This window comes from Streptosporangium sp. G12, from assembly GCF_052983175.1.
The window spans coordinates 147463-166363 of the sequence record NZ_JBRIQO010000012.1 but is presented as its reverse complement, the minus strand read 5'-3'; the positions used below and the strand labels follow the sequence as shown (position 1 = coordinate 166363).

Genomic DNA, 18901 nt, shown 5'->3' with positions numbered 1-18901 from the left:
ACTTTGTAAAAGGCGGGGGTCTCACGCCTGCCCCTTGATCTCCAGACGGAGCAGCGCCTTGGCGATCGGATGGGCGGTCAGCCCGATCTGCCACTCACGGGCGCCCAGCTCGCGCAGCCGGGCGGTCACGGCCTCGTCGTCGATGACCGGGGGAGGCTCCCAGGTCAGCCGGCGTACCGCGTCGGGCTGGATCAGGTTCTCCGCGGGCATGTGGTGCTCGTCGGCGAGCGCGGCCACCACGGCCCTGGCGGCGGCCAGCCGGCGGGCGGCCACCGGGTCGCGGTCCATCCACCGGTTGGCCGGCGGCGGTCCGTCGCCGGGGGTGCTGGGCTGCGGCAGCTCCGCCTCGGGCAGCGAGCGGGCGGTGCCGATCGCGGCCAGCCAGTCGCGCAGATGCCGCCGGGCGCTGCGGCCGGTGAACGGGGGGATGTCGGTGAGCGCCTTGGTGGTGCGGGGCAGCTCCAGCGCGGCCGTGACGATCGCCGAGTCCGGCAGGACCCGGCCGGGGGCGACGTCGGACTCGCGGGCGAGCCCGTCGCGCAGCGTCCACAGCTCCCGTACCACCGCCAGCCCGCGCAGCGAGCGGACCTTGTGGATCCCCGAGGTACGCCGCCACGGGTCGGAGCGCGGGGCGGGGACCTTGTGCGCGAGCACGGCGGCGAACTCCTCACGGGCCCACGCCAGCTTGCCGCTGGAGACCAGCTCCTCGTACAGGACGTCGCGGAGCTCGATCAGCACCTCGACGTCGAGTGCGGCGTAGCGCAGCCAGTCCTCCGGCAGCGGGCGGGTGGACCAGTCGGCGGCCGAGTGGCCCTTCTCCAGCCTGAATCCGAGGACGTTCTCCACCATCAGGCCGAGCCCGACCCGCTCGTAGCCGAGCAACCGGCCGGCCAGCTCGGTGTCGAACAGCTCGCGCGGGTGGAAACCCAGCTCGGCCAGGCACGGCAGGTCCTGGGAGGCCGCGTGCAGCACGATCTCCGCGTCGGCCAGCGCCGCGTCTAGCCCCGACAGGTCGGGGCAGTGGATGGGGTCGATCAGGGCGCTGCCCGCGCCGGCCCGGCGCAGCTGGACCAGGTAGGCGCGGCCACTGTAGCGATAGCCGGAGGCGCGCTCGGCGTCGACGGCGACGGGGCCGGTGCCCTCGGCGAAGGCGCGCACCATGCGTGCGAGAGCGGCCGGGTCCTCGATGACGGGTGGGATTCCCTCGCGAGGTTCCAGCAGCGGGACTACGGTCGTCTCATCGGTCACGTTCTGAAGGGCTCCGGATCTTCGCGACGGCGCGGCGGCAGCGCCGCCACGTCGGGTGGCAGGGGTGGTATGCCCGCGGCAAGGCACATCAGGTCGCACCAGGCGGCGACATGGCCGGAGAGGTCCTCCTGCAGCGGCGACCAGGACGCGCGCAGCTCCAGCTCGGTGGTCACCGGGTCTTCGGCCTTGTTGCCGAAGCCCTCGGAGACCGCCCGGGTGACGGTGCCTCCGGCGGCGGCGTAGCCGGCGTCGTGCGCGTCGAGCGACTCGGTGAGCCAGCTCCACGCGACGGGCCCGAGCAGCGGGTCCTCGGTGATCTCCGGCTCCATGTCGGCCCGCACGTAGGCGACGAGCCGGAACTGGCCGTCCCAGCCACGCTGGCCGTCGGGGTCGAAGAGCACGATGAGGCGGCCGACGGCGAGCTCGTCGTCGTCGCGGTACACCGACGCGCCGATCGCGGCCGAGTAGGGGGCCAGGCGCTGCGGGGCCGGGATGTCCTCCAGCTCGATCTCGGGCCTGACCTCCGCGGGGCGCATGCTCGCCACCGCGCGCCTGAAGGCGGCGGGAGCGGGCGGCGCGTCACCGACGGTCATATCGGAAGCGTAGGTCGAAACTGAGCGCATGGGGACCACTGGGGTATGTGTAGGAGCCATTGGAGCCGATCAAGCCGCTGCCGGAGGCCTGCGGAGGGCGGGGACGACCCCGCCGACGGGAACTCCTGGAAAGAGCGCGCGACCGCGCGTGGCGCCGGCCCGTGCGGTGCGGGGCCGTTCCGGGCTCCCGTCTCGGCCTTGGTCGCCGGAGTGGGGTCGTGGTCGTGGAACCCGTCCGCGGGCGCAGGAGGCACGGTGCTCACCGCGATGTTCGGGTGAACTCCACATGGTGGACATCGCACGGGCCTTTCGTCGGGTCGTGGTCCGACGTTGGCACGTCGCGCCGACATTTCCGCGCAGCGTGCTCGGCGTGTCCCCAAAGTGGTGCGGGAATCGATGCCGCGCGGTGAGTTGGCGAACATTTGGACCAGCCGGGGGCCGGGCCAGGATCGCCGATGGGAGGAACTGTACCCGGAAACATGATCGCTTCGCTCCGCGCGACGGCACTTGTCGCGTACCAACATCGGATTTCAGTGGACGAAGCTCTCAAAACCGGTAAGACACGATCATTGTCATCACTTGGTCGTGCCTGGGTGGTGTGAGGTGGGATCTCATTGGATAGTCGGTGATTTCGTATCGACCTCACCGGTCGGCGGCCTTGGTGAGCCGACCGGTCCCCCGACGTGGCACCCTGGTGGGGTGACTTCCGAGCCCGCCGACTCCGCTTTCCTGCGCGCCTGCCGCCGCCGGCCCGTCTCCCACACCCCGGTGTGGTTCATGCGCCAGGCAGGGCGCTCGCTGCCCGAGTACCGGGCGCTCCGCGAGGGGGTGCCGATGCTCACGGCCTGCGCCACCCCCGAGCTGGTCGTGGAGATCACGATGCAGCCGGTCCGCCGCTACGGCGTGGACGCGGCCATCCTCTTCAGCGACATCGTCGTGCCGCTCAAGGCGATCGGCGTCGACCTCGACATCAAGCCCGGCGTCGGGCCGGTGGTGGCCGCGCCGATCAGGGACGCCGAGGCGGCCAGGGCGCTGCGCCCGATCGAGCCGGACGACGTCTCCTACGTCACCGAGGCCGTCCAGGCGCTGACGAAGGAGCTGGGCGCGACCCCCCTGATCGGTTTCGCGGGAGCGCCGTTCACGCTGGCGTCCTACCTCATCGAGGGCGGCCCCTCCAAGAACCACGACCACACCAAGGCCATGATGTACGGCGAGCCGGAGCTGTGGCACGCCCTCATGGACCGGCTGACCGAGATCACCCTGGGCTTCCTGCGCGTGCAGCTCGCGGCCGGGGCCTCCGCCGTCCAGCTCTTCGACTCCTGGGTGGGGGCGGTCTCGCCCGACGACTACCGCGAGTTCGTCCTCCCCTACACCAGCCGGATCTTCGCGGGCCTGGCCGGCCTGGACGTCCCGCGCATCCACTTCGGCGTCGGCACCGGCGAGCTGCTCGGCCTGCTCGGCGAGGCGGGGGCCGACGTCGTGGGCGTCGACTGGCGGGTCCCGCTCGACGAGGCCGCCCCGCGGGTCGGTCCTGGCAAGGCGCTGCAGGGCAACCTGGACCCGGCGATCCTGCTCGCCCCGTGGGAGGTCGTGGAGCGCCGCGCGGGCGACATCCTCGCCCGCGCGTCCAAGATCGAGGGTCATGTGTTCAACCTGGGGCACGGAGTGCTGCCCGGCACCGATCCCGACCAGCTGGCCCGCCTCACCGACTTCGTCCACGAGGCCTCGGCCCGCTGACCGTCCCGCTCGCCGAGGCCCGCTCACCGGGGTTCGTCCGCCGGGGTTCGTTCGCCCGGCCCCGTTCCCCGGAGGCGTTCACCCGGGGGTGTCGTTCCTTCGCGGGCTCATGGGGACGGGCCCCTCGTCGTCCTCCACCCTGTCATCGCCGTCGTCGACCTCCCTCTCCCTGTCCTCGACCGGCGCGGGGTCCGGGTCCGCCGGCGCGGGAGCGAGCGGCCTGTCGCCCCGCCCGCCGCGGCGCAGGCGCAGCAGGAAGGCCAGCACCAGCCAGACCAGGCCGATCAGGACCAGCCAGGGGAGCAGCACGCCCAGCAGCGTCAGGCCGATCTTGACGGCGGCGACGAAGGCGCTCCACCCCGTTTCCAGGCCGCCGAAGAAGCCGGACGGCTCGTCGTCCTCCTCCTGGACCACCGCCGCCGGGCCGACCAGGTTCAGCGTCAGCGTCGCCATGCTCGTCTGCGAGGCGAGGGTCCTCTGCCTGGCCTGCAGTGACTCCAGCTCGCTCTCGCGGTTGGAGACCTCCCGCTCCACGTCGAGCACCTCGCCGATGGTGTTGGCCCGCTTCAGCAGCGTGCGCAGCGAGTCGAGCGCGGCCTTGGCCGACTTCAGCCGGCTCTCCACGTCGGCCATCTGCTCGGTGACGTCCTTGGTGTTCTGCTGCAGCGACTCGCGCGTGCCCAGGTCCTTGCCCAGGCGGTCGAGCGTTCCCGGGTAGTTCCCCGGGGGGATCTTGAAGACCAGCGTCGCGGAGCCCTCGCCGTTGGAGTGGGCGTCCGACCTCTCCCTGGCCAGGTAGCCGCCCGCGGTGGTGACGATCTGCCGGGCGCGGTCCGCCGCGGCGGTGACGTCCTTGGCCCTCACCGTCATCTCCGCGGTGTAGACGATCGCCCGGTCCTCCGGGACCACCTTCACCTGGGCGGTGTTCTGGGAGTCGGACTGGGACGCCGGGGACACCGGGGACGCGGAGGACGCGGCGGCATCCCTGGCGGCAGACTCCCCCTCGGGAGCCCGCATGTCGGAGTCGGCGGCGGGTGCCGCGGCGCCGGACGTGCTCTGTAACTCGCCGCCACCGCAGGCGGACACCAACAGCGCCAGGCCCACCAGGGGGACCGCCAGGCGCGGGCCGTACCGGAATCTGCTCATGAACATCATGACGGCGGGCGCGGCGGAGGGGTTCGGCGAAGGGCAGTCACGATGGCGTCACGTTCTCCGCGCCGTCGGGTCACGGGGGCGCCGGGCGGGATGCGCGGGCGGGCGGGGGGACCGATACGGTCGGGTCATGGAAGGCAAGCGGAGGCATGTGGTGGTCGTCGGCGGCGGGATCGCCGGACTGGCCGCCGCGTGGCACCTGCGGCGGCACGGCGAGCACCTCAGGGTGACCGTCCTCGACGGTGCCTCGCGGATCGGCGGCAAGCTCCACGCCACCGAGGTGGCGGGTGTCGCGATGGACGCGGGGGCCGAGGCGATGCTCGCCCGGCGGCCCGAGGGCAAGGAACTGGCCAGGCTGGCCGGGCTGGGCGAGGAGCTGAGGCTCCCCGGCACCACCAAGGCGGGCATCCTGACCAGGGGCGTGCTGCGGCCCATGCCGGAGGGGCACGTCATGGGCGTCCCCTCCGACGTCCTCGCGCTGGCCAGGTCGGGCGTCCTGAGCCCGGCGGGCCTGGCCCGGGTGCCGCTGGACCACGTCCTGCCGGCCACGCGCGTCACCAACGACGTGTCGGTGGCGGCGTACATCCGGGCGAGGATGGGCGAGGAGGTGGTCGACCGGCTCGTCGAGCCGCTGCTCGGCGGCGTCTACGCGGGCAGGGCCGAGCGGCTCTCGCTGGACGCGACCATGCCGAGGATCGCCATCGCGGCCAGGTCCGAGCGGTCGCTGCTCACCGCGGCCAGGGAGATCGCCGCCGACGCCCCCAAGGACGCCGGACCCGTCTTCACCACCCTGAGCAGGGGGATGGGCAGCCTGCCCGAGGCCGTCGCCGCCGCCTCGGGGGCCGAGATCAGGACCGGTGTCACGGTCCGGGAGCTGCGCAGGACCGAGGACGGCTGGCTGCTGGTCACCGGCCCCGTCCCCGCGCCTGAGACCGTCGAGGCCGACGCGGTTATCGTCGCCGTTCCGGCCCCCGCGGCGAGCCGCCTGCTCGCCGCGGAGGTGCCCCGGGCCGCCGCCGAACTGGCCAGGATCGAGTACGCCAGCATGGCCATCGTCACCCTCGCCTATCCGCGCGAGGCGTTCCCCAAACCGCCGACCGGCAGCGGCTACCTGGTCCCGGCCGTCGACGGGCGCCCGATCAAGGCCGCCACGTTCAGCTCGGTCAAGTGGCCGCACCTGGCGGAGAGCGACCCCAACCTGGTCCTGCTGCGCTGCTCGATCGGCAGGATCGGCGAGGAGGCCGTGCTCCAGCGCGACGACGCGGAGCTGGTCGCGCTGGCGATGGCCGAGATGGTCGAGGTCATGGGCGTGCGCGGGCTGCCCCGCGACTCCCGGGTGACCCGCTGGGGAGGCTCCCTGCCGCAGTACGAGGTGGGCCACCTCGACCGGGTGGCCCGCATCCGGGCCGCCGCGGCCGACCAGCCGGGCCTGGCCCTGTGCGGTGCCGCCTACGACGGCCTCGGCATCCCCGCCTGCGTCGCCACCGCCCGCACCGCGGCGGCCCGGATTCTCGACCACCTGGACCCCGCGGGAGAATGGCAGGACAGCACCGATTCGTTGACAAAGGGGTGACGATGACGGACGGGAACCCGCGGCCCAAGGCGCGCGACCTGAACCAGGTGATCCGCTACACGATGTGGTCGGTCTTCAGGATGAAGGAGCACTGCCCGGGACACCGCGAGGGCATGGCCGCCGAGGTCGAGGAGCTCATGGCCCAGATGGGGCGCAAGGACGTGGTCACCCGCGGCCTGTACGACGTGGCGGGCTTCCGCGCCGACGCCGACTTCATGTTCTGGTGGCACGCCCCGACGGCCGAGGACCTGCAGGAGACCTACTCGCGCTTCCGCCGCACCGGCCTGGGGCAGCTGGCCGAGCCGGTCTGGTCGGCGATGGCGCTGCACCGCCCGGCCGAGTTCAACAAGTCACACATCCCGGCCTTCCTGGCCGAGGAGGAGCCACGGGCGTACGTGAGCGTCTACCCGTTCGTGCGCTCCCTGGAGTGGTACCTGCTGGACGACGCAGACCGCCGCCGGATGCTCGCCGAGCACGGCAGGATGGCCCGCGACTATCCCGACGTGCGGGCCAACACCGTCGCCTGCTTCTCGCTGAACGACTACGAGTGGATGCTGGCGTTCGAGGCCGACGAGCTGCACCGCATCGTCGACCTGATGCGCGTCCTGCGCGGCGCCGAGGCCCGGCGGCACACCCGCGAGGAGATCCCCTTCTACACCGGGGTCCGCAAGCCCCCGAGCGAGCTGATCGCGGCACTGCCTTGACGCGCTCCCCGGCCTGAAGGCCGGGGATTCAGCCTGTGCCGCGTCAAGCGGCACCTCTGAGGCTTCCTGCGCAGGCTTCGCGCGTTCCCGCGCCACCGCCGGGTCCGGCCCGGCGAAGGCGCGGTTTCCGCGAGCCTCGCGAAAGCCGTGAGTCCCGCGGACTCCGCGGATTCTGGGGGTTCGGCGGGTTCTGGGAGGTTCGGGAGTTCCGCCAGGTGAAGGATGTGTCTCCTGGGACGACCCCGCGAAAAATAATCCCGTGAAGGTCTCTTTACCGCTCCTTGGCTTTGTCATACTCGGGGAAAATCACCTGTCTATGTGAGGCCAAGGGTGAAAAGGGGCGAAGGTCTGGCACGATCCAGGCGGCGTGCTCGGGGGCGCCGGAGGAAGAAGTCTCGCTCGCACGTTCTCGAGGTCTCGGTGGCCGTCGTCGCCTTCGCGGTGGGGGCCCTCGCGGTGAGCGGGTGGTTCTCCGGTGGGGCGGCCCCCGCGGGCGGGACGGCTCGGGCGCCGGTTCCCGGCGGCGTGGCCGCCATGGCGCCCCCCGGGGCCCCGGCGGCCGGCACGGTGGTCGCCGCCGATGTGGACGGGAAGGGTGAGGGGAGCGAGGAGACGGCCGAGAAGCGGGCCAAGGCCGAGAAGAAACGCCAGAAGGACAGGGAGACCGAGGCGTCGGGGCCTTCCAGGCACACCGACAAGAAGGCGGTGGCCTACTTCGAGAGCCGTAAGGTGACCAAGCGGATCAAGGACATCCGCATGGTCGGCGGCTATCTGCGGATATATACAGACTTGCCGGAGACGGCGGACAACTCGAAGCAGGCGATCAAGCTCTGCGAGGCGGGCGTCGACTATCTCGTCGGAGAGCTCGGCATGCCCAGCCCCGTCGTCTTCGTCCAGGCCGAGTTCGGGGAGAACGGCAACCCGGTCCTGGCCAACGTCCTCGGCCCCGACGACGCCGACTGCCGCCTCACCTACCCGAGTCCGCGATAGTCGACGCGGGGGGCGCCGGGGTCACCCGGACCCTGGTCCTGCCGCAGATCGAGCAGCGCTGGGTGACCACCCGGCCGATGGTCTCGATGATCTCCCATCTGTGGCGGAGATGCACGGGAGCTCCTTAGGTGAACACGCTACGGATGTGTCCGAGCACTACGCGTCATCTCGCTCTGCCCCTCCTGGAGGCGATTAACCTCCGGACGGAGCGAGGCGGCCGTCCGAGCGCGGGAAGGCCCCGCCGGAGGTCGGTCCGGCGGGGCCTTCCACAGGTGAGCCGGTAGCCTACTCGACGGGCTCCAGCCTCAGCGAGATGGAGTTGATGCAGTAGCGGTCGTCGGTGGGCGTCCCATAGCCCTCGCCGTGGAACACGTGGCCGAGGTGCGAGTCGCAGGTCGCGCACCTGACCTCGACGCGGGTCATGCCCATCGAGCGGTCCTCGATCAGCGTCACGGCCTCGGACTTCGACGGCTCGTAGAAGCTGGGCCAGCCGCAATGACTGTCGAATTTGGTATCGGACCGGAACAGTTCGGTGCCGCAGGCCCGGCAGCTGTAGACGCCCACTGTCTTGGTGTCGACGTACTCGCCGGTGAAGGGACGCTCGGTCCCCGCCTGGCGGAGCACGCGGAACTCCTCGGGAGAGAGCTGGACGCGCCATTCGGCGTCGCTCTTTACCACCTTGTCCATTCCACCAGCCTATGCGGTCGCCGAAGCGGGCGGAGGGGCGAGTCCCGGCGTCGGGCGCCTGGCACGTACGCCCGGCTGATACGCCCGGAAAAAATCTTGATAGGCGAAGCATCCTTTGATGACCGTTTTGGCGTCTTTAATGGTGTGGAGGGTGGTTCACCTTCCCGTTGAGGGGTGAAATCATCTGCCGGTCGTCCGCGTACCGCGGATCGGCCACAATGCCGCCGTCCGGGTGGCGCGCCAGCGCCCGGACACCGGTGGGTACGGCAGGTGATTGTGCGGTCCGTCCCGTCGAGTGCCCGGTCCCGCCGCCGTGGCGGCTCCGGGGCGGACCTACCCGTTCTCAGGCGGTTCCCGTCCCGCCGCGACGGCCCGGTTTTCGGCTGGTCTACGGTTGGTCCCGACCGGCGGGCGGACGCCCGCGCCTCCCCTCACCCAGGACGGGCTCCCTTGAGCGACCGCGACCACGACCACGACCACGATGCGGCCCCCGTCGACCCCCGCCCGGCCGGCCGTTCCCACATCGGGGTCAGCTGCAGCTTCGTCTGTCACGACGGCGAGGGCCGGATCCTCCTGCACCTGCGTGGTCCCGGGGCGAGGGACAGCCGTGAGGTGTGGGACTCGGGGGCGGGCGAGCTCGGGTTCGGCGAGGACTTCGAGGAGTGCGTCCGGCGCGAGGTCGGCGAGGAGTTCGGCGCCACCGCCCTGGACGTGGTCCAGGTGGGGGTGGCCAACGTGAGGCGGACCTCGGGCGGGCTGCTGACGCACTGGGTGTCCGTCCAGTTCGCGGTGCTGGTCGATCCGCGGGAGGTCACGCCGTCGGAGCCTGACCGCATCGGGAACCTGACCTGGTTCGGTGAGGGAGAGCTGCCGACCGGCCTTCACCCCGCGCTGCCGGGCCTCCTCGCCCGCGCGGCCCCCCACCTCGGCTGGTCGGCCGCGCACGCCTGACCGGGTACGTGCCCGGGGGCCTCACCCCGCCGATGACGGCGCCGCGGAAGCCTCCTCGCCCGCCACGGGGTCCGGCCGTGCGCGGAAGCCTCCCGGACGCGCCTGCCCGGCGGGGGCCGCGGGAGCCGGGCGGGCGGCGGAGGCGGAGCCGGAGGTCAGCCCTGGCGGCGCCGCCCGAGGGTGAACGACATGTTCACGCTGACGATCCCGACCCACATGAGCACCAGGATGAACCCGAGGAGCGAGTCGCCCAGGCCGGAGTAGGACACCGCGATCGTCCCCGGCACCCCGAGCCCGAGGGAGATGATCGCCAGGGCCAGCCGCTGCCCGGCGTCCACGGAGGGGCGGACCCCGGGGCTCTCCGTGCGTGCGCGGGCGGCGAGCCGGTCGTCCACCCGCTTGTCGATCTCCTGGTCCACCTTCTCCAGGAAACCCTCGACGAGGGAGTCTTCGTATTCCGGCCCGAGGTGCCGGCGGGCCTCGAGCGAGGCGCGCAGTTCGTCACCGGAGGAAGAGGTTCGAGGCATATTCGAGATATATCGTTTCTTTGTCGGGATGTCCATACGAACGGCGTCACGACCCCTCGCGCCGCCGGACGTACCGCGTGAAGAGGAACCCCTCGTCCTCCAGGACGTGGGCCAGGCGCAGGCGCGCGAGCGAGGACGGGCCGTCGAGGACCCTGGCGGCGTCCCCGCCGATCAGCACCGGGCTCACCGTGAGGCAGAGCTCGTCGACCAGGTCCGCGGCGGCCAGCTGGGCGTTGACCTTCGGGCCGCCCTCGCACAGCACCCGGGTCAGGCCGCGCTCGGCGAGCTCCCGCATCGCCAGCGCCGGATCCACCCGCTCGTCCCCGGCCACGATCACGTCGGCGTGCCTGGCGGCCTCCTCGCGACGCTCCCTGGGCGCGGCCTCGCAGGTGATGACGATCGTCCGGGCGTACGGCTCCGCCTCGGCGAACAGCGGGCCCGACAGGTCGAGGTCGAGCCCGCGGGTGATCACCGCCACCGGGGGGACGGCCGGGCGGCCCTCGCGCAGCCCTCGCCACGACGGCCTGACCCGCGCCGGGCCGTACCCCTCGGCCCGTACGGTCGCCGCCCCGGCCACGATGACGTCGGCCAGCCCGCGCAGCACCCAGAAGACGTGGCGGTCGCCCCTGCCGGACAGCTCGCCCGACAATCCCTTCAGCCAGGTCCCGCCGTCGGCGCTGGCGACCATGTTGATCCGGAGACAGGGACCGGCCGGGTAGGCGTAGGCCCGCGCGAGGTCGACCTCGGCAGAGGTCTCGGGATGGATGAGGCGCATCGCCCTACCTTCGCACGAAGGCGGTCTGTGAGCTTTCCCGGCATGGTCGATAACGGTTGTGACGGCTTGTAGTGACTTCGGACGGCTCCCGATACATGATTCATCCTTGGAGACACGGGGAGGGCTGTGTGGGGCTTGTCGCGATCGTGACATGGTTGATCACCGCGATGGTCGGGATCTACCTGCTGTACCTGTGGCTCTCCGGGGGAGGGCTGCGCCAGCAGGCGACCAAGGTCACTCGGTTTCCGACATTGCTGATCTTCGCTCATCCGGTCCTGGCGGTCTCCGCCCTGGCCTGCTGGGTCGTCCACGTGCTCACCCTGGATCCGCTCTTCGCCTGGTTGTCGTTCGGCGTGCTCTCGGCCTCCGCGCTGCTGGGCTTCACGATGTTCACCCGCTGGCTGGGCGGTGGCCGCCACGCCCGCGGTGCCGAGCAGCGCTTTCCCATGGTCGCCGTCCTGCTGCACGGCGCCGTGGGGGTGGTGACCTTCGTGCTCGTCCTGCTCACCGCCGCGGTCGCGTCCGGCGCCTGAGAGGCCTCAAGGGCGCCCAAGGGACCTTCGAGGGCACCCAGGAGACCTGGAAAGACGCCTGAAAGGCCTCAAGCCGCCAAGGGATCTCAGGGCACGGGAGAAGGATCCCAGGACGCGCGAGAGGCCTCGAAGCGCTCTACAGGCGCGCGCAGCGCAGGATCCGCACCGAGCGCGCGGTCACCTCCACCGAGGCCTCGGCCGGCCACGACTCCTCGGCGAAGGGGGCCTCGGCCGGCCCGTCGTCCGCGGTGTCCAGCACGCGCTGCCACCGCTTGCCGTACTTCGCCTCGGGAAGGTTGAAGGACATGTCCTCGTGGTGGGCGTTGATCAGGAGCAGGAAGGAGTCGTCCGTGATCCGCTCGCCGCGCGTGCCCGGTTCGGTGATGGCGTCGCCGTTCAGGAAGACGGTCAGCGACTTGGCGTAGCCGGTGTGCCAGTCGCCGGCCGACATCTCCTCGCCGGCCGGGGTGAGCCAGACGATGTCGCGGGTCCCGTCGTCGGCCTTGTGGCCGTGGAAGAAACGGCGCCGCTGGAAGACGGGGTGCTCGCGCCGCAGCTTGGACAGGCCCCTGACGAAGTCGAGGAGCTCCCCCTCGGTGTTGACCAGCGACCAGTCGATCCAGGAGATCTCGTTGTCCTGGCAGTAGGCGTTGTTGTTGCCGCGCTGGGTCCTGCCGAACTCGTCGCCGGCCAGCAACATCGGCACGCCCTGGGAGATGAACAGGGTGACCAGGAGGTTGCGGCGCTGGCGCCGGCGCAGGCTCACGATCTCCGGGTCCTCCACCGGGCCCTCGGCGCCGCAGTTCCACGACCGGTTGTCGTCGGTGCCGTCGCGGTTGTTCTCCTTGTTGGCCTCGTTGTGCTTGCGGTCGTAGGAGACCAGGTCGGTCAGGGTGAACCCGTCGTGGCAGGTGACGAAGTTGATGGAGGCCACCGGGCGGCGCCCCGAGATGGCGTACAGGTCGGCGGACCCGGTCAGCCGGGAGGCGAACTCCGGCAGCGCGGACCCGCTCCCGCGCCAGAAGTCGCGCACGCTGTCGCGGTACTTGCCGTTCCACTCCATCCACAGCGGGGGGAAGTTGCCCACCTGGTAGCCGCCGGGCCCCACGTCCCACGGTTCGGCGATCAGCTTCACCTGGGAGATCACCGGGTCCTGCTGGATCAGGTCGAAGAAGGCGCTCAGCCGGTCGACGTCGTGCAGCTCGCGGGCGAGGGCGGAGGCCAGGTCGAACCTGAAGCCGTCCACGTGCATCTCCAGCACCCAGTAGCGCAGCGAGTCCATGATCAGCTGGAGGGCGTGCGGCGAGCGGACGTTGAGGGAGTTCCCGCAGCCGGTGTAGTCGAGGTAGTAGCGCCGGTCGCCGTCGTGCAGGCGGTAGTACGACCGGTTGTCGATGCCGCGGAAACCCAGCGTGGGCCCCATGTGGTCACCCTCGGCGGTGTGGTTGTAGACCACGTCGAGGATGACCTCGATCCCCGCCTCGTGCAGCGCCCGCACCATCGCCTTGAACTCCAGCACCTGCTCGCCGCGCTGGCCCGAGCCGGAGTAGGCGGCGTGCGGGGCCAGGTAGGCGATCGTGTTGTAGCCCCAGTAGTTGGTCAGCCCCCGGGCGACCATCGCGTGCTCGGGCACGTACTGGTGCACCGGCATCAGCTCCACCGCGGTGACGCCCAGGCTCAGCAGGTGGTCGATGACCGCCGGGTGGCCCAGCCCCGCGTAGGTGCCGCGCTGCTCCTCGGGCACCGCGGGATGGCGCATCGTGAGCCCGCGCACGTGCGCCTCGTAGATCACGGTCTGGTGGTACGGGGTCCGGGGCGACCTGTCGTTGCCCCACTCGAAGAACGGATTGATCACCACGTTCTTCGGCATGAAGGGGGCGGTGTCCTCGTCGTTGCGGGTGCCGGGATCGGTGAACTGGTACGAGAACATCGCCTCGTTCCACTTCAGGTCACCCTCGACGGCCTTGGCGTAGGGATCGAGGAGCAGCTTGGAGGGGTTGCACCGGTGCCCCTGGGAAGGGTTGTAGGGGCCGTGGACGCGGTAGCCGTACCGCTGCCCCGGCATGATCCCCGGGACGTAGCCGTGCCAGACGAACCCGTCGACCTCGGTCAGCTCGACACGCTCCTCACGGCCGTCGTCTCCGAAAAGGCAGAGTTCGACACGCTCCGCTACCTCGGAGAACAGTGAGAAGTTGGCACCCACGCCATCCCAGGTGGCGCCGAGCGGATAGGACTCTCCCGGCCAGACTGCGCGCATGTGACCCCGTTCTCCTCTGGTCCGGCTCCCTTGTGCAGGCTGTATCTCGCCCCTGTCACTTTAAGGTGGTATTGAGGAGTTTCGTATCCGGGGTATGGAGTGCTTTCCGTACCTACCCTTTTCCGTGCACGCCGTGCGACCACGCGTGACCGGAGGGGTACGCGTGGCCGCGAAGGCGTCGTGGCCGGCCCGCCGCCGGCCACCCTCGGTGACCGGTTCGAGGCGACCGTCCACTCCGGGCACCCCACCCGTGGTGAGCGCCCGGAGGGACGGTTCGACCGCGGTCAGCCCGATCGCGGAGGCAGGGCCGCGATCAGCTCAGCAGCTCGGCGTTGAGGCTGATCGTCGTGCCCGAGAGGGCCTTGCTCACCGGGCAGTTCGCCTTGGCGGTCTCGGCCGCCTCCTGGAACTGCTCGGCCGTCAGGCCGGGAACCTGGGCGCGGACCGAGATGACGATCCCGGTGATGCCCTCGCCCGGCTGGAAGGTCACGTCCGCCTTCGTCTCCACGGTCTGGGGCGGGGTGCCGGCCTGGGCCAGCCCGTGGGAGAGAGCCATCGAGAAGCACGAGGAGTGGGCGGCCGCGATGAGCTCCTCCGGGGAGGTCTTGCCGTTGGCCTGCTCGGCGCGCGAGGGCCAGGACACGTCGAACGTGCCCACCCCGGAGGAGTCGAGGGAGACGCTGCCCGAACCGTCGAGCAGCGCGCCCTTCCACTGAGTCGTCGCGGTACGTGTCGTCGCCATGGCGATTGTCCTTTCGATCATGAACCGTTGGCCATGACCGACCCTACTCGGCGCCGTGACCCGGCCGTGTCCCGGAGCACCCGTTGCGCCGGAACCCGGAGGGCCGGAGTTCAGAACGAGGCGCGCTCGACGAGGACGTCCAGGTCCAGGCCGGTGGGCAGGGTGCCGAAGGCGCGGCCCGCGTCGCCGGACAGGCGGGAGACGCAGAAGGCGTCGGCCACGGCCGCGGGGGCCAGCCGGACGAGCAGGGAGCCCTGCAGCACCAGCGCCATGTCCTCGGCGACGCGCCGGGCCCGGATCTCGAGGTCGGTGGTGTCGTCCAGGGACTTGCGCAGGCGGTCGGCGGCGGCGTCCAGGTGCCGGTCGGCTCCGGCGGCGAGCGCGACCTCGGCGAAGAACGCCTCCTGGGCCTCGGGCTCGCGGCCCAGGGCGCGCAGCACGTCCAGCGCCGCGACGTTCCCCGACCCCTCCCAGATGCCGTTCAGCGGCGATTCGCGGAACAACCGCGGCATCTGGGACTCCTCGACGTAGCCGTTGCCCCCCAGGCACTCCAGCGCCTCCGCCGCGTGGACCGGGGCGCGCTTGCAGACCCAGTACTTGCTCACGGCCAGCGCGGTGCGGCGCAGCGCGGCCTCGGCCTGGTCGCCGGCGATGGCCCGGTCGGTGGCCCCGGCCAGCCGCGTCATCAGGACGGTCGCCGCCTCCGACTCCAGGGCCAGGTCGGCCAGGACGTTGCGCATCAGCGGCTGGTCGGCGAGCTTCCTGCCGAACGCGCCGCGGTTCCCGGCGTGGTGGACGGCCTGCGTGACGCCGTACCTCATGCCGGCCGCGGAGCCGATCACGCAGTCCAGCCGGGTCATGTTCACCATCTCCAGGATGGTCCGCAGCCCCCGGCCCTCCTCGCCCACCAGCCAGGCCGTCGCGCCGTGGTACTCCACCTCGGCGCTGGCGTTGGACCTGTTGCCCAGCTTGTCCTTCAGCCGCATCAGATGGACGGCGTTGCGGGTCCCGTCGGGAAGGACGCGGGGGAGCAGGAAGCACGACAGCCCGCCGGGGGCCTGGGCGAGGACCAGGAACACGTCGCACATCGGGGCGGAGTTGAACCACTTGTGGCCGGTCAGGACGTAGCTCCCGTCGCCCTGCGGTTCGGCGCGGGTGGTGCCCGCGCGCACGTCGGAGCCGCCCTGCTTCTCGGTCATCGCCATCCCGGCGAGCACGCCGCGCTTGCCGAGCGGCGGGCGCAGCCCGAAGTCGTAGCTGCGGGCGGCGAGCAGGGGCTCCCAGTCCGCGGCGAGCGCCGGGCTGTGGCGCAGCGCGGCGATCGAGGCGTAGGTCATCGAGATCGGGCAGCCGTGCCCGGCCTCGACCTGGCCCCAGACGTAGAACTTGGCGGCGCGGGCCACGTGCGCGCCCGGCCTGGCGCTCGACCACGGGGTGGCGTGCATGCCGTTGTCGACGGCGACGGTCATCAGCTCGTGCCAGGCGGGGTGGAACTCCACCTCGTCGATCCGCCGCCCGTACCGGTCGTGGGTACGCAGGACGGGCGGGTGCTCGTTCGCCAGCCGCCCCCAGTCCTGGGCCTGCTCGGAACCGGCGAGGAGGCCGAGCCGGCGCAGTTCCCCGGTGGCCCACCCCGCGCCCTCGCGGGCCACGCCCTCCATCAGGGCGGCGTCGGCGGACACGTCGTGCCCGGTGAGCGGATGAGCCTGGTTGAAGACGTCATGGGTCACGTGCGGCCTCCGGTGAATCATCCGGCTCGTCGCCGGCTTCTGTGCCTATCTCAACACCCTTCCGGAGGGGGAGCGCCCTTTATTGGGGTCTATATCCGATTTTCGTCCATAGTTGGACACCGGCCTCCGGAAGTTCACCCCGGCGTACGCGGGACGGGCCCGTCCGCGCCCCGACGACGCCGGGGCGGGGACCGGGCCCGAGTGCGGAGCGGCCGGCTCGCGGGTCAGGGGTTCTTGACCAGATCGCGGATGTAGTCGTCGTCCTCGTCGCTCTCGGCGAGCACGCGGTCGGCGCCCCGCTGGGCCCGCGCGTCGCCCCGGGTGGCCAGGCCGCGCGTGGCCTCGGCGACCGTGTTCAGGTCCTCGTCGTCGAGCCTGGCGGCCAGCGCGTCGCGGATCCGCTCGCTGTCCTGCGGGGCCTCCGACAGGCCCGCCAGGCCCATGGTGGCCCAGTCGCGCACCTCCGCGTCGGGGTCCTCCGTCATGGCGATGAGCAGCGCGAGCCCCTCGGCGTCGCCCGGAGGCAGGACGGCGGCCAGCGCGGCGGGGTCGGCCTGCGTGCGGGTCCAGCCGTCGGCGTTGATGATCTCCAGCACCTCGGGCAGGGCGCGCGGGTCGGCGTGGTGGCCGAGCGCGCCGAGCACCGAGCGCAGCACCCGCTCGTCGCCCTCGGTGGCCGCCATCCGGCGCAGGATCGGCAGCGCCTCCTCCAGGTAGGGCTTCTCGTCGCCGGTGAACCCGAACTGGGCGAGCACGTCGACGGCGAACTCCCGCTTGCGCGGATCCTCGTTGGAGCACAGCCGCGCCGCCGCGTCGAAGGTCTCCCCGTCACCGCGCCCGCTCAGCGAGCTCGCCACGGTCCACCAGGTCTCGGCCTCCTCGTCGATGTCCCGGTAGGGCATCGCCCGCTCGACCAGCTCGTCGAACGGCAGCCGCTCGCCCGTGGCGTCCTCCAGCAGGGTGGCGACGGCCGCGTGCCCGCGCTGGCAGGTGAGCTCGGCCAGGCGGGTCCCGTCGGGGCCCACCGCCGCGACGGTCACCAGGTCGGTGCCGTCCTTCGCCCTGCTGCGGCCCACGACGAACTGCGAGTCCTCGGGGACCTGCTCGGTGAGCTGCTCCAGGAGCGCGCTCTCCAGCTGGGTGCCCAGCCAGTCGTAGGCGATGGACAGCGGCGTGTCGCCGTCGCCGTCGGGCCGGTCGGCCTCGGCGCCCGCCTGCAGCAGCGCCTGCACGACACCCAGGGCGCCGCGCCGGGTGGCCAGGGTGAGCGCGGTGTCGCCGGTCTCGTTGGAGTCCTCGGGGTCCGCCCCGGCGGCGAGCAACGCGTGGAGCGCGTCGGCCCGTCCGTTGGCGGCGGCCCAGAGCAGGGCGGTCCACCCGCCGGCCTCCCGCCCCGACACGTCGGCACCGGCGGCCAGCAGCGCCTCCAGGGCCTCGACACGGTCCAGGGCGGCGGCGGCCGACAGGGGCAGCCCTCCGTCCTCACCACCGCTGATCCGGTTGGGATCGGCTCCGTGGGCCAGCAGCGCGCGCACGACGGCCACGCGGCCCCGGTTCGATGCCAGGTAAAGGGCGGTGGGCTCTTCCGCGCCGTCGGGGTCGGCGCTCGTGCCGCCCTGCAGCAGCCGCTCGGCCCGCTCGGCGTCGTTGGCCGCCACCGCGTCCAGAAGTTCTCGGTACATGCCTCCGGATCATATGGCGTGCCTCCCCGGCTCGGCCGTACGCCGGCCTCGCGCCCGGCGACGAGGCGTCATCCGATGTGTTTATCGGGCTTCCTCCTTCCGAGGGATCCTCTATGGGGCCAACTCGCGATATGTTGTGAGTTATGAATGATCCCGGGGAAATGCGGGTCTCGGACGCGGAGCGGGAAGCCGCCGTGGAGTCGTTGCGGGTCGCCTCCGTCGAGGGCCGTCTGACCCTCGGGGAGCTGACCGAGCGCACCGAGGCGGCCTACACCGCCCGCACCCAGGCCGAGCTGGCGGTGGTCACCTCCGACCTGCCCGGCGGCCACCCGGTGCCCGCGCCCGCCTACTCCCCGCCCCCGGCGGAGCGGAGCGGCCAGGCGCGGCGCTGGTTCGTCGCGGTGATGGGCAGCTCCAAGCGGCGCGGTTCGTGGCGGATCGACAAGCCGCTGGGCGCCGTCGCCGTGATGGGCGACGTCGTGCTGGACCTGCGCCAGGCCGAGGTCCGCACCGGGGGAGTGGTCGACATCATGGCCACCGCGGTCATGGGCGACGTGAAGATCATCGTTCCGGACGGGGTGGACGTCGAGCTCGACGGCATCGCCGTCATGGGGGACAAGAAGGTCCAGGTCATCGAGGCGCCCCCGGGCACGAACGCGCCGCTCGTCAGGGTCAGGGCCTACGTCCTCATGGGAGACGTCAAGGTGGTCGGGGACGCCAAGGCCAAGCCCCTCAAGAAGGCGTGGGCCGCCTGGCGGGAGCAGTGGAACGAGCTGCGCGGCGAGCTCACCGGCGAGTCGGGGCCCTACCAGGTCGGACCGGGCTCCCACCAGATCCACCCCTCCCACCAGGAGTGGTCGCGGCACCCGCACCCGTGGCCTCCGGCGCCGCCCCAGCCCCCGCAGCCGCCCCGCCACTGAACGCGGCCCCGCTCTCGCCGCCCGCACGGGGACTCCGAGCCTTCGGCGGGTGAGCTCCGGGACACGTGCAACGTCCGAGGATCCCCGAGGCGTAGTGATC

General features: G+C 71.8%; 18 protein-coding genes. 7 read left to right on the top strand and 11 right to left on the bottom strand.

Going from position 1 to position 18901, the window contains the following annotated elements; translation table 11 throughout:
* Positions 1-21: 21 nt before the first annotated feature.
* Both ACVCAG_RS19830 and ACVCAG_RS19825 read right to left on the bottom strand, forming a co-directional pair.
* On the bottom strand, positions 22-1248 hold the full coding sequence (locus ACVCAG_RS19830) for an HRDC domain-containing protein (RefSeq protein WP_440084780.1): 1227 nt from the start codon (positions 1246-1248) through the stop codon (positions 22-24).
* Entirely contained in the window at positions 1245-1841 is a 597-nt protein-coding gene (locus ACVCAG_RS19825; protein ID WP_362681124.1) for a DUF3000 domain-containing protein, read from the bottom strand. The genes ACVCAG_RS19830 and ACVCAG_RS19825 overlap by 4 nt, the downstream gene beginning before the upstream one ends.
* Before the next feature lie 699 nt (positions 1842-2540).
* Between ACVCAG_RS19825 and hemE the strand changes: the two genes are divergently transcribed.
* Positions 2541-3578: a uroporphyrinogen decarboxylase gene (gene hemE, locus ACVCAG_RS19820; protein ID WP_440084779.1), complete on the top strand. Its 1038-nt coding sequence runs from the start codon at positions 2541-2543 to the stop codon at positions 3576-3578.
* Positions 3579-3656: 78 nt separating this feature from the next.
* On the opposite strand, the gene ACVCAG_RS19815 is transcribed toward hemE, so the two are convergent.
* Positions 3657-4724 (bottom strand): DUF4349 domain-containing protein, encoded by a 1068-nt coding sequence (locus tag ACVCAG_RS19815; protein WP_440084778.1) that lies wholly within the window; start codon positions 4722-4724, stop codon positions 3657-3659.
* A 136-nt stretch (positions 4725-4860) separates the two neighbouring features.
* Between ACVCAG_RS19815 and hemG the strand changes: the two genes are divergently transcribed.
* From hemG to ACVCAG_RS19800, 3 genes are all read left to right on the top strand, one after another.
* Positions 4861-6303, top strand: coding sequence for a protoporphyrinogen oxidase (gene hemG / locus ACVCAG_RS19810; protein WP_440084777.1), 1443 nt, complete (start codon positions 4861-4863; stop codon positions 6301-6303).
* Between the two features lie 2 nt (positions 6304-6305).
* Positions 6306-7007, top strand: a complete 702-nt coding sequence (gene hemQ, locus ACVCAG_RS19805; RefSeq protein WP_440084776.1) for a hydrogen peroxide-dependent heme synthase — start codon at positions 6306-6308, stop codon at positions 7005-7007.
* Positions 7008-7427: 420 nt separating this feature from the next.
* Positions 7428-7997 carry a hypothetical protein gene (locus ACVCAG_RS19800; RefSeq protein ID WP_440084775.1) on the top strand — a complete coding sequence of 190 codons (570 nt, stop codon included), beginning with the start codon at positions 7428-7430 and terminating at the stop codon, positions 7995-7997.
* On the opposite strand, the gene ACVCAG_RS19795 is transcribed toward ACVCAG_RS19800, so the two are convergent.
* Both ACVCAG_RS19795 and msrB read right to left on the bottom strand, forming a co-directional pair.
* Entirely contained in the window at positions 7975-8112 is a 138-nt protein-coding gene (locus tag ACVCAG_RS19795; RefSeq protein WP_440084774.1) for a hypothetical protein, read from the bottom strand. The two genes, ACVCAG_RS19800 and ACVCAG_RS19795, sit on opposite strands and share 23 nt — an antisense overlap.
* Positions 8113-8282: 170 nt before the next feature.
* Entirely contained in the window at positions 8283-8684 is a 402-nt protein-coding gene (gene msrB / locus ACVCAG_RS19790; RefSeq protein ID WP_440064253.1) for a peptide-methionine (R)-S-oxide reductase MsrB, read from the bottom strand.
* Between the two features lie 450 nt (positions 8685-9134).
* Between msrB and ACVCAG_RS19785 the strand changes: the two genes are divergently transcribed.
* Positions 9135-9635 carry an NUDIX domain-containing protein gene (locus ACVCAG_RS19785; protein ID WP_440084773.1) on the top strand — a complete coding sequence of 167 codons (501 nt, stop codon included), beginning with the start codon at positions 9135-9137 and terminating at the stop codon, positions 9633-9635.
* A gap of 155 nt (positions 9636-9790) precedes the next feature.
* On the opposite strand, the gene ACVCAG_RS19780 is transcribed toward ACVCAG_RS19785, so the two are convergent.
* Both ACVCAG_RS19780 and ACVCAG_RS19775 read right to left on the bottom strand, forming a co-directional pair.
* Positions 9791-10162: a hypothetical protein gene (locus ACVCAG_RS19780; RefSeq protein WP_440084772.1), complete on the bottom strand. Its 372-nt coding sequence runs from the start codon at positions 10160-10162 to the stop codon at positions 9791-9793.
* 46 nt (positions 10163-10208) lie between these two features.
* Entirely contained in the window at positions 10209-10937 is a 729-nt protein-coding gene (locus ACVCAG_RS19775; protein ID WP_440084771.1) for a pyrimidine reductase family protein, read from the bottom strand.
* Positions 10938-11083: 146 nt separating this feature from the next.
* Here ACVCAG_RS19775 and ACVCAG_RS19770 point away from each other — a divergent pair, with 146 nt between their 5' ends.
* Complete coding sequence (locus ACVCAG_RS19770) at positions 11084-11470, top strand: hypothetical protein (protein ID WP_447190107.1); 387 nt, start codon at positions 11084-11086, stop codon at positions 11468-11470.
* 136 nt (positions 11471-11606) lie between these two features.
* Here ACVCAG_RS19770 and glgX read toward each other — a convergent pair whose 3' ends face one another.
* The 4 genes from glgX to ACVCAG_RS19750 all read right to left on the bottom strand — a co-directional run bounded on the left by glgX (position 11607) and on the right by ACVCAG_RS19750 (position 17881).
* Positions 11607-13727 (bottom strand): glycogen debranching protein GlgX, encoded by a 2121-nt coding sequence (gene glgX / locus ACVCAG_RS19765; protein ID WP_440084769.1) that lies wholly within the window; start codon positions 13725-13727, stop codon positions 11607-11609.
* Between the two features lie 313 nt (positions 13728-14040).
* Positions 14041-14469 (bottom strand): OsmC family protein, encoded by a 429-nt coding sequence (locus ACVCAG_RS19760; RefSeq protein ID WP_329083919.1) that lies wholly within the window; start codon positions 14467-14469, stop codon positions 14041-14043.
* Between the two features lie 110 nt (positions 14470-14579).
* The gene (locus ACVCAG_RS19755; protein WP_440084768.1) at positions 14580-16220 is read right to left on the bottom strand and encodes an isovaleryl-CoA dehydrogenase; all 1641 of its coding nucleotides are present in this window, start codon (positions 16218-16220) and stop codon (positions 14580-14582) included.
* Positions 16221-16423: 203 nt separating this feature from the next.
* Complete coding sequence (locus ACVCAG_RS19750; RefSeq protein ID WP_440084767.1) at positions 16424-17881, bottom strand: ankyrin repeat domain-containing protein; 1458 nt, start codon at positions 17879-17881, stop codon at positions 16424-16426.
* A 143-nt stretch (positions 17882-18024) separates the two neighbouring features.
* On the opposite strand from ACVCAG_RS19750, the gene ACVCAG_RS19745 reads away from it, so the two are divergent.
* Positions 18025-18801: a DUF1707 SHOCT-like domain-containing protein gene (locus ACVCAG_RS19745; RefSeq protein WP_440084766.1), complete on the top strand. Its 777-nt coding sequence runs from the start codon at positions 18025-18027 to the stop codon at positions 18799-18801.
* Positions 18802-18901: the final 100 nt, after the last annotated feature.